The organism is Candidatus Methylomirabilota bacterium, assembly GCA_027293415.1.
GTDB lineage: Bacteria > Methylomirabilota > Methylomirabilia > Methylomirabilales > CSP1-5 > CSP1-5.
In genome coordinates, this window is the sequence record JAPUFX010000140.1 from 17,518 (window position 1) to 27,792 (window position 10,275).

Here is a 10,275-nt window from a genome sequence, read left to right on the forward strand (position 1 = left end):
ACCCGCAGGCCAGGACTTCCTGCGCCTAGTTCTCCTTGGCGACCTGCTTCTCTCTCACCAATTGGACCGGAGGCTTGCCCGCCTCGATGTCTGATTCCTTAAGCTTGGCCACGTTGCCGTTGAACAATCCACCCCGAGAGATAACCAGCGAATTGGTCTTGAGGTTGCCCTCTACCCGTCCTGTGGGAGTGATCTCCACACTCCCGGTCGCAATCAAGTTCCCCTCGTATTCCCCGTGGATGACGGCATCGACGGTCTGCACATCGGCACGGACGGAACCCCTCTCGCCAATAACGAACTTCCCGCCAACACTCAGCTCGCCCCCCACCTCGCACTGGATCTCAATTGAGTCGGCGATTTCAAACTTTCCCTCGAATTTGGCGGTGCTTCCGGTCACGCCCAGGAGGGTAGATGAGACCGAGGCAGGTCCGTCGTTGGAGAGATCGGAACCAGCACTTCCCCCGGCAGTATTGCGTCTAAGCATTGAAGCCTCCTTTCCGTTGGGTCCGATCAGGACCTCTCCCTACGGAACACCCACACGCTGGGTTCCCATTCCTAGCAGCATGGGCGGGTAAAGTCAAATAGAAATGGTGTGATAGGGCCAATACCATAGCAGCTTGTCAAGAAAGTTCAAAGCCCTTTTCTCACACTTGCCCTTCGTCTCTGCCTGTGGCAGAATTCGCGATAGAACTTTACGAAACGAAAGGAATCTGAAGCAACATGGATTCGGCATTTACTGCGATAGCCGAACGCTTGAAAACCGCGACGTCGGTGGTGGCATTGACGGGGGCTGGGGTCTCGGCGGAGAGTGGTATCCCCACCTTTCGGGGCCCCGAGGGTCTTTGGCAGCACTATAAACCGGAAGACCTGGCTACCCCCCAGGCCTTTGCGCGCGACCCAAGGCTGGTCTGGGAGTGGTACGACTGGCGGCGCCAGAAAATCGCACCAGCATCCCCTAACCCTGCCCACGAGGTCCTCGCCCAACTGGAGCAGATCGTTCCCGACTTTCTGCTGATCACCCAAAATATCGATGGCCTGCACCGGCTGGCCGGCAGCCGGCGTCTCATTGAAATGCACGGATGTATCTGGCAGGTCCGCTGCCTGACCGAGGGAACCGTTTACGAAAACCGTGAAGTCCCGTTGAGTCTGCTGCCACCCCAATGTGCATGCGGAAGTATGGTCCGCCCTGACGTCGTCTGGTTCGGCGAGTCCCTTTCCGTCGAGGATCAAGCCCGCGCGTTCGCCGCTGCCGAATCAGCCGATATCTTTCTCACGATTGGCACCTCAGCCCTCGTCCAGCCTGCCGCCTCCCTGCCTATCGTGGCCAAGGACCGCGGTGCCTTCGTCGCCGAGATCAATCCCGTCCCTACCCCAATCACTCCCCTTGTTGATAGTCACTTCCAGGGTGCAGCGGGCGTGATCCTTCCCCAAATCCTATCTATTCTCCTAAAGAGCTAATCACCAATCCTTAAACCCAAACATCATCAAACTAGAAAAAAGCCCTTGACATATAAGGTCTTTCCATCTCTAATTCCGGCAACCAACCCTTGGAGGAGCCCATTCGTGAAACAGGACACGAAGATCGGCTTGTGTCTGGGCCTTCTCGCCATGGGGCTTACGAGTTGTACTGCGTTGGGCGCGGCGGCCACCGTCGTCGGCACGGCCTTTACCGGGGCGTCCTATGTACAGTCCCAGACCGTCGAACGCACGTTCTCCGCACCGATGCCAGTGGTGAAACGGGCCTGCCACCAAGCGCTTAAGGATATGGCCTTTACGATCAGGGAGAGTGAGGCTCGTGAAAATACATACCATATCGTAGCCGTAGCTTCTGACAGCTATGATCTCAGTATCACCATTACCCGCATCACAGCGAACGCCACCAGGGTTTCTGTAAACGCCGATTCTCTTCCAGAGCGGGATAAGGCCACCGGTGAGGAAATCATCAATCAAATGGCTGGTCTCCTGTCCCCTCCAGCCCCTCAGCGCTTTGCCTTCCCCAGTGTCACGGAAGAGGAAACGTCACAACTGTTGATCGACATGGCCCCACGACCTCCCATCCCTCTCGTAAGGACCGTGCGGCCCGCATCTCCCCAATTCTCGACCGACACATCACCTCCGCCGGGTGCGAAACTAGAATGGCCAAACGGCAACCAAGACGGGCCCCAGGTGGCAAGCCTCCGGGTGGAGGGACGAGAGGAGACCTTGAACCTCGAGCAGATATACGAGACCGGGACCCGTGACTACATCCAGGGAGACTTTCCGAGCGCGACCAAGCACTTCCGGAGATACCTCACAGCCCAGCCTGACAACGGTCAGGCACCAAAGGCGCTCTATTGGTTGGGAGAATCCCTGTATAGCCAGCGGCAGTATGCCGATGCCCTCCTCCAGTATGAGACCATCCTCCGGGACTATCCCGGCAGCCCCGAAGTCCCTCGGGCCCTCTTTAGAGGGGCCCATGTCTACCTGCAACTAGGAGACACACGCCAGGCAGAGGCCCTGCTCGAGACCCTGATCACACAGCACCCCAGTTCTCGAGAGGCCCAATTGACTAGAGCGACCACGGCAGGACAGTAAGAGGGCGGGGCCTCTTTTCCCTTGCAATTTTTCCTTGCTAACAGTACATAAGTGACAATTTCGGGAGGCCACGGGCAGCTCCTACCATGGCTAGTGTCGTGCTCCGCCGTCGGGGACAGCTGCGAGTACTGAGGGGACACCCCTGGATCTACCAGGCGGATGTGGAGCAAACCGATGGTGCACTCGGCAAGGGGGATCTCGTTGACGTCTACGGAACTGGGCGTCGCTTTCTCGGCCGGGGGTACATCAATCCGGACTCCCAGATCCTTGTACGCCTTCTCACACGAGATGCGGAGCCGATCAACGCCGCTTTCTTCCGCAGGCGGATCGCGGCCGCCATGGACTACCGGCAGCGACTCGCCATCCCTTCCAACGCCATTCGCATGGTGTACGCGGAGGCAGACGCTCTGCCCGGTCTCCTCCTCGATTGCTACGGGGATATCGGGGTTATCCAGATCCTCACGGCTGGCATGGAGCGACTCCGCGGGGTCTTGTTGCCCGTGATCCAAGAGCTGATCCACCCACACGGGACCTATCTCCGCAATGACGCCCCCTCCCGCCTTCTCGAAGGTCTCACTGTGGAGAAGGAATTCGTGGGGACCCCTTTCGACCCGGTCGTCAACATTCAGGAGGATGACCTTTACTTCCAAGTAAACATTGCCGCCGGACAAAAGACCGGATTTTTCCTCGATCAACGAGCAAACCGCCTTGCCGTTCGTCCGCTGGCTGCTGATCGACAGGTCCTCGATTGCTTCTGCTATACGGGGGGATTCGCGCTGCACGCGGCCAAGGCGGGGGCGCAACGTGTGGAAGGGATCGACAATTCCGCGGAAGCAGTTGCGGCGGCGACAGAAAATGCCAAGCGAAACCACCTCTCCGATCGGTGCGCCTTTCGGCGTGGGAACGCCTTTGACGAGCTCAGACAGCTCCAGGGTGCTGGACGGCGTTTCGATCTCATCATCCTCGACCCCCCCGCCTTTACCAAATCAAAAGAGGCCCTGCCCGGAGCGTTGCGTGGATACAAGGAAATTAACCTCCGAGCCATGAAGCTGTTGAATACCGGGGGAATCCTTGTTACTTCCTCTTGCTCCTACCATCTGAGCGAGGCAACCTTCTTACAGATGCTCGAGGACGCAGCAACCGATGCCAAGATCCAGTGTCGCATCCTGGCGATCCGGACCCAGGCTCCTGACCATCCGGTCCTCCTATCGGTGCCGGAGACCAAATATCTCAAGTGCGTCTTCCTGGAACGGCTGTGAGGGACCAAAGAACCTAGGGAGGATTCATGGGCGGAATCGAGTTCGATGCAAATCAGCTACAGCGCGTCCAGACGGCGTACGATCTGATGGCCGAGGAGTACGACATCCTTGATCACCGCATCAATCCCTTTTACGTCAATGGTTATAAGGTCCTGGGTTATTTTGTCCAGAAACTGAGCCCCCACTGGCGAGGACGGACCGTCTTGGATGTCGGTTGTGGGTCAGGACTCCAGACCGTTCAATTTGCTCCCCAGGCAAAACACGTGCTCGCGATCGACATTTCTAGAGCGCTGATGCGAAAAGTCCAAGACAAGCTGAAGGCACAGGGATTGACAAATGTCACCCTCCTCCAGGGGAACGCCACACAGCTCCCCCTCCAGGATTGCTCGGTGGATTTCGTCTCTTCTTACGGGGATGTGATCGGCCACATCCAGAACTACGAGCAAGCGATTGCCGAAATGGCGCGGGTCTGCCGCCACGGTGGCACGGTGACGCTCGAGTACGATAACAAGTGGCACCTCGGCCTGCTGTATCAATTCCGCGAACTCCGGAACGCCATCACCACGCGGCGTAGGGGAGACCTCAGACAATGGACCTATGAATACCTTAACCACGACTCAAAGGTGAACCTGACCTACAAGACCTTCACCTTTCCGGAAATGCAATCCCTGTTGAACCGGCACGGACTCACCGTGACCCAGCGGGCTGGGACGCACATTCTCTCTTCATTGATCCCCGACAAGATTCAGGATCCCCCCAAGGAGAGGCTCCCCCTCAAGTCATACCAGGTCTGGTTCCTCCAGACCATCGCGCAGTGCGACTTCCGCCTGAAGCGGCTCTTCCCCTTCTACACGTTCGGCTACTCCGCCATCGTGGTCGCCCGCAAAGAGTAACCGCTCACCGATGACCGACTACCGACGACCGAGCACCGCAAAAGCCCATTTGCCTGTTACGCTCTTCGGTTAACGGTCGTCTGTGGTCGGATAACGGTCATCAGACAACGGTAGTCGGTCGTCGGTCATCGCATGCCTGAACCTCACGATGCCTCTTTTCCCTCTTTCCCCTCTTTTCCCTTCTTCTCCCCTTCCCAGCCGAGCCGAGAGGAAACAGAGCTGCGAGTCACATCAATTTTGACATTCTCGGCGATCTTGAGCTTCACTTTGTTCTCATCTATCGCAATGATGGTCCCGTAGATCCCGCCCGCGGTCACGATCTGATCGCCCGTTTTGAGGGCCTTCAGCATCTCCCGCTGTTCCCGTTGCTTCTTTTGCTGGGGGCGGATCAAGATGAAGTAGAAGATGGCAAACATCAGCACCAAGGGAATCAGGGCGGAAAAACCCCCTACCCCACCTCCGCCTCCGGGCGTCTGCCCTATCGCGTAGGCCAAGTCGATCATTAGTCTATTCTCCTCTCTCGTGGATGCCGGTTTACTCGGATATCTGCTCGGACGACAACCGCTGGAGTGTCTCTGCCTGAAGCACGGCGAACCGCCCCTCTGCAATGGCCTCTCGGGCCTGACGCATCAGCATGCTATAGAAATGGAGATTGTGTAAGGTATTGAGCCGGTGCCCGAGAATATCCCCCGTGACAAAGAGATGGCGCAAATAGGCCCGCGAGTGATGTCGGCAGGTATAACAGGTACAGGAAGGATCGACCGGTGAAGGATCGCGCGCATAGGCAGCCCCCTTGATGTTCAGGTGGCCCGTGGCGGTAAACAGGCTACCCGTGCGACCGTGACGGGTAGGCATGACGCAATCGAACATGTCCACACCTGCCCCAATAGAGACCAAGAGGTCCGTGGGGGTGCCAACCCCCATGAGATACCGGGGCCGATCGGTGGGTAAATGGGGCAGGGCTGCCTCCAGAACCTCCTCCATCTCGGCCTTGGTCTCTCCCACACTGAGACCGCCCATGGCGTACCCGTCAAATCCAAGGCGGACCATCTCTCGGACCCCGCGTTCTCTGAGATCGGGAAAGATCCCGCCCTGGACAATCCCGAAGAGGATCTGATCCGTCTCCTTGTGGACATCTCTGGACCGTTCAGCCCAACGCAGGGTCCGGTCCAAGGCATCCTTGGCCTCTCCATGTGATATCGGATAGGGGGCGCATTCGTCCAGGGGCATGATGATGTCCGCGCCGAGCGCCTGCTGGATCGCGATCGTCTTTTCCGGAGAGAGAAAGTGGCGAGACCCGTCCAGGTGGGACTGAAACAGGACCCCGTCCTCCGTGATTTTCCGGAGAGGCGCCAGGCTGAAGACCTGAAACCCCCCACTATCGGTCAGGATCGGGCCATCCCAGCCAGTGAAGGCGTGAAGGCCCCCCAGGTCCCGAATGAGTTCGTGGCCCGGCCGAAGGTAGAGGTGGTACGTATTGCAGAGGATGAGCTCTATTCCCGCCTCGCGCACCTCGTGAGAGGAAAGGGCCTTCACTGCGCCCACGGAAGCGCAGGGCATGAAGGTGGGGGTCTCTACGGTTCCACGGGCAGTATGGAGCCGCCCGCGCCGGGCCCCGACCGAATCTGTCGCGAGCAACTCAAAGCTCATCAGATCTCCACATCGCCGAAGGTCAGCGCGACCCAATATGTTTTGAAGGCGATCGTGTCGGCCACGGCGGCGGCCGCGTAACTCAGGTTTTTGGGAACCTGTTCCAGCACGACGATCCCCCGGACTTTTTGCTTCCCCTTTCCCAGATTCTTCCGGACCCAGCCAATCCGCTGCAGCATCTCTGCCACCACCTCCTCATCCTGCCCGAATTCAACGACCGTCACGACCACAAGGCCCCCTTTTGCATCCCGGGCTAACAAATCGATCGTGCCGACATCGGTGGCATAACCCGATCCAACCAGTCTCCCTTTTTCATCAGTCACAATGTTCAGTCCTGGTTCCAAGAGCTCTGGCTGTCTCGCTAACATCTTTCGGAGTCCAGCCGCATCCAGAGTGAAAATGGGGGTGCTCACGACGGAGCCCTTCGGAGCCTCGATCACCCTCTCAACTTCCTCCTCCAAATCAAACTCGACGCCCACCTCCGGCTCCGGTTCCCGCTCCACATCTTCTTCTTCCAAATCCAGGTCGAGCCTTACAGGTGTGGGGGGAATTGTCTTGGTGGATTTGACACCCTTCCCTTTTTCAGGACCTACCTTTGCGCCCACCTCATGCCCGCAGTTCGGGCAGTTGCGAGCGCCTTCCTCCAGCACTGTCGCACAGAGCTTGCAGTTCATCATCTCCTCACAAAATCACCATTGCATCACCGTAACTGTAAAACCGATACCGCTTCCGCGTCGCATCTGCATACGCTTTGAGAATCAGATCCCTTCCGGCAAAGGCACACACGAGGATGAGCAGCGTGGACCGGGGGAGGTGAAAGTTGGTCAGGAGTGTATCCACCACCTGAAATGGGTGGCCTCGGGTGATGAAGAGAAAGGCCGTACCCTCCCCCGCCCGGACCACTCCCCCCTGCAGCGCGGCGTCTTCCAATGCCCTCGTCGTCGTGGTCCCGACTGCCACCACCCGCCGTCCTTCGGCCTTTGCCCGCTTGACGGCCGTTGCGGTCTTCTCAGGAATGATGTACCGCTCTGGCCCCATCCGGTGCTCTGTTACCCGATCGACCGTGACCGGCTTGAAGGTGCCCACCCCTACGTGGAGGGTGAGAAAGGCAATCTCTACGCCATGCCGCTCCATCGCTGTCAGCACGGGCTCGGTAAAATGAAGCCCAGCGGTAGGAGCGGCGATGGCCCCGGCATCTTTCGCATACACCGTCTGGTAGCGCTCGGCATCGAGCGCGCGGTCGTGCACCCGCTCTTGGCTGCGGTCTCCGCGCTTGATGTACGGCGGAAGTGGCATTTCCCCAATGGAGGGAAGCAGCGCGAAAATGTCCTCAACCCCATCAAACTGCAGGAGACGCCGTCCCCCTTCACCGCAATCGAGCACCTCAGCCCCTGCCCCCTCTTGAAAGCTCAGCCGTCGGCCCACAGGCAGCCCTCTGCCCGGCTTCACCAGGGCCCACCAGCGATTCCGATCCTCCTCCGCGATGAGCAAAACCTCAACCTGTCCTCCTCCTCTGCGCCGCCCGAAGAGCCGAGCCGGGATCACTTTCGTATCGTTGAGCACCAAGAGGTCCCCCGGTCGGAGCACCGTGCCTAGGTCGCGAAACCGCCGGTGGAGTATCGCTCCATCCTCCCGTCGAACGACTAACAGGCGAGAGGCATCCCGCTCTGGGGGAGGATACTGGGCTATCAACCCCGCTGGGAGATAATAATCATTTCGCGAAGATGCATCAGTCAGTTCACGGTTCACGGCCAAACCCGATCAGGATTCATGGTTCACATCCCCACATTTGACATGCAAGCTCTATGCTTGAAATTTGCTCTGAACTCTCAACCCTGAACTGTTACCCTTCACGGAAGGCGTCTCAACTCTGCCAGGGGGAAATAATGTTTCAGAATGCCGGTAGAGTCGTAGGCAAGATCCGCCATCCCCTTGGCTCCCCACTGGCTCATTCCAACCCCGTGGCCCCACCCTTGACCCTCAAAGACGATCTTGCCGTCCTGTGGGTAGGTGGTGAAACGTGTACTACGGATCCGGTTCGGCCCCAGCATCTGCCGCAACCGTTTCCCTCCGATGTGGAGCGCGCCACCGTCATGCGAGATCCGAAGAAGGCTGATCCGGCCCGAGCGGGTCCGACGGACCGCCTCGATTCGACGGATTTCTCCCACTCTCCAGCCGTACCGTTTGAGCGCCTCCCGAATCTCTGAACCAGGGATGGCTACCTGCCATTGATGATGGGGCGCAATGGCCGAAAAGGGGTCTTCCACGCCGATGATGAACGGGTACTTCTTCTCCCACACCTCGACGGCATCCTCAGTCCGTCCGCCCGAGGCCGCATGGTAAAAGGCCGGAATGATCAGTCCCCGGTAGACCAGCACAACACCCCGGGTCGCTTCGACCGCCTTGTCAGATCGGGGGTCTTCACCGCTGATCCCCCGGTACACCTGAGAGGCAGTGGTGGAATAAAGATGATAGAGGGCGTCGGGACTGACGAGTCGTTCATACAGCGCATAGGTTCTGGCCACGACCGCCTGGGCTTTCAACGCCTCGAGGGGCCAATTCGGATCGGCCTCGACCTTCATCACCCCCCGCACATAATCTTCGAGGGCCACCTGGTTGATGACCTGAAGGCCCGCCGCCGTGTTCCAGACTTCGATGCTCCCCCGGTAAGGCCGGCCATTGACCCACAAAAGATCCGCGTCTGTCCGCAGCCTGAACTTGGTTCCATCCCTTCCCTCCCACGCCAGGCGCACCTCTTTGCCCGGGGGGAGGTACCGCACGAGCGGGCGCTCGAGCTCCTCGAGTTGGGATGGTCCCGCCCCCTTGAGATCAACGGTCAAGACCCCTTCTCTTATGAGGACGCGAACCGGCCATTCCTCCCCCCAGCACAGCCCTGGGCTGAAGCTGCAGAGGAGCAAGATGCCGCTCATCAACCACCGCCCCATCGACGTCCTCCGTTTCACCGGCGACTAAAAAGGGAAAAGAGGAGGGTGAGCAGAATGCTGATCAGGAGAGAGGTAGCCAGGGGAAAGTAGAAGGTGAAGTTTTCTCGTTGGATATAGATATCGCCCGGTAGCCGACCGATGAACGGGATTTTGCCCACTACCAGCAGGAGACCTCCGAGCAGGGCCAGGACGACGCCGAAAATGATGAGGAGCTTGGCCAATCCTTCAAAACCGGACATGATCGCCGCCCGCTACATTCTACCTTCGCCGCTCGCCGGCCCAGTATACCACCGTGAAGCGGGATCTGTCAGCCCGTCGCGCGGCCTAGAATTCGCTCACTTACATCAGCTCCCCCTGAGGGCGGGCCCCGGGCGTGAGCCCGAAGTGATCGAACGCCAGCCGGGTCGCGATCCGGCCCCGCGGCGTCCGGGCCAGGAATCCTGTCAGGATCAGAAATGGCTCGTAGATGTCCTCGAGGGTATCCTTCTCTTCACCGACGGCCATCGATAACGTCTCGAGGCCCACCGGGCCACCATCGAACTTCCCGATGAGGGTTTGCAGGATCCGGCGGTCCATGTCATCCAGTCCCCGCTCGTCCACCTCCAATCGCTCCAACGCCATCCGGGCGATCTCTTGACTGATCACCCCATCGCCCAGCACCTGGGCAAAATCTCGAACCCTCCTCAGGAGCCGATTCGCCACCCGAGGCGTCCCGCGGGCGCGACCGGCGAGCTCGCCAGCTCCCTCCGGACTGATCTCGACCCCCAGGACTTTCGCGGACCGGAGGACGATTCGAAAGATCTCTTCCTCGGCGTAATAATCGAGTCGGTGCACGACCCCGAACCGATTCCGGAGAGGGGCGGTGATGAGTCCGGCCCGGGTGGTGGCCCCGATTAAGGTGAAACGGGGCAGATCCAGCTTGATGGTCCGCGCGTGTGGGCCCTGGCCGATGAC

At 59.1% G+C, this 10,275-nt stretch carries 12 protein-coding genes; 4 read left to right on the forward strand and 8 right to left on the reverse strand.

Features of this window, described 5'->3' with window-relative positions:
* Nucleotides 1-25 precede the first annotated feature (25 nt).
* Nucleotides 26-484: a polymer-forming cytoskeletal protein gene (locus tag O6929_10355; GenBank protein ID MCZ6480789.1), complete on the reverse strand. Its 459-nt coding sequence runs from the start codon at nt 482-484 to the stop codon at nt 26-28.
* Between the two features lie 236 nt (nt 485-720).
* Here O6929_10355 and O6929_10360 point away from each other — a divergent pair, with 236 nt between their 5' ends.
* From O6929_10360 to O6929_10375, 4 genes are all read left to right on the forward strand, one after another.
* Nucleotides 721-1,458: an NAD-dependent deacylase gene (locus O6929_10360; protein MCZ6480790.1), complete on the forward strand. Its 738-nt coding sequence runs from the start codon at nt 721-723 to the stop codon at nt 1,456-1,458.
* 105 nt (nt 1,459-1,563) lie between these two features.
* Complete coding sequence (locus O6929_10365; protein ID MCZ6480791.1) at nt 1,564-2,574, forward strand: DUF3568 family protein; 1,011 nt, start codon at nt 1,564-1,566, stop codon at nt 2,572-2,574.
* 86 nt (nt 2,575-2,660) lie between these two features.
* A complete protein-coding gene (locus O6929_10370; protein MCZ6480792.1) occupies nt 2,661-3,833 on the forward strand; it encodes a class I SAM-dependent rRNA methyltransferase in 1,173 nt (390 codons plus the stop codon).
* A 26-nt stretch (nt 3,834-3,859) separates the two neighbouring features.
* A complete protein-coding gene (locus O6929_10375) occupies nt 3,860-4,726 on the forward strand; it encodes a class I SAM-dependent methyltransferase (GenBank protein MCZ6480793.1) in 867 nt (288 codons plus the stop codon).
* Nucleotides 4,727-4,869: 143 nt separating this feature from the next.
* On the opposite strand, the gene yajC is transcribed toward O6929_10375, so the two are convergent.
* From yajC to ruvB, 7 genes are all read right to left on the reverse strand, one after another.
* The gene (gene yajC, locus O6929_10380) at nt 4,870-5,229 is read right to left on the reverse strand and encodes a preprotein translocase subunit YajC (GenBank protein MCZ6480794.1); all 360 of its coding nucleotides are present in this window, start codon (nt 5,227-5,229) and stop codon (nt 4,870-4,872) included.
* Nucleotides 5,230-5,260: 31 nt separating this feature from the next.
* Nucleotides 5,261-6,376, reverse strand: coding sequence for a tRNA guanosine(34) transglycosylase Tgt (tgt, locus tag O6929_10385; GenBank protein MCZ6480795.1), 1,116 nt, complete (start codon nt 6,374-6,376; stop codon nt 5,261-5,263).
* Nucleotides 6,376-7,050, reverse strand: a complete 675-nt coding sequence (locus O6929_10390) for an endonuclease NucS (protein MCZ6480796.1) — start codon at nt 7,048-7,050, stop codon at nt 6,376-6,378. Before O6929_10390 ends, tgt begins: the two co-directional genes overlap by 1 nt.
* 7 nt (nt 7,051-7,057) lie before the next feature.
* Nucleotides 7,058-8,125 (reverse strand): tRNA preQ1(34) S-adenosylmethionine ribosyltransferase-isomerase QueA, encoded by a 1,068-nt coding sequence (gene queA / locus O6929_10395; GenBank protein ID MCZ6480797.1) that lies wholly within the window; start codon nt 8,123-8,125, stop codon nt 7,058-7,060.
* 101 nt (nt 8,126-8,226) lie between these two features.
* Nucleotides 8,227-9,321 (reverse strand): SpoIID/LytB domain-containing protein, encoded by a 1,095-nt coding sequence (locus O6929_10400; protein MCZ6480798.1) that lies wholly within the window; start codon nt 9,319-9,321, stop codon nt 8,227-8,229.
* Nucleotides 9,322-9,335: 14 nt separating this feature from the next.
* On the reverse strand, nt 9,336-9,560 hold the full coding sequence (locus O6929_10405) for a DUF2905 domain-containing protein (GenBank protein MCZ6480799.1): 225 nt from the start codon (nt 9,558-9,560) through the stop codon (nt 9,336-9,338).
* A gap of 100 nt (nt 9,561-9,660) precedes the next feature.
* A partial coding sequence (gene ruvB / locus O6929_10410; GenBank protein MCZ6480800.1) for a Holliday junction branch migration DNA helicase RuvB occupies nt 9,661-10,275 on the reverse strand: 615 nt, incomplete at its 5' end.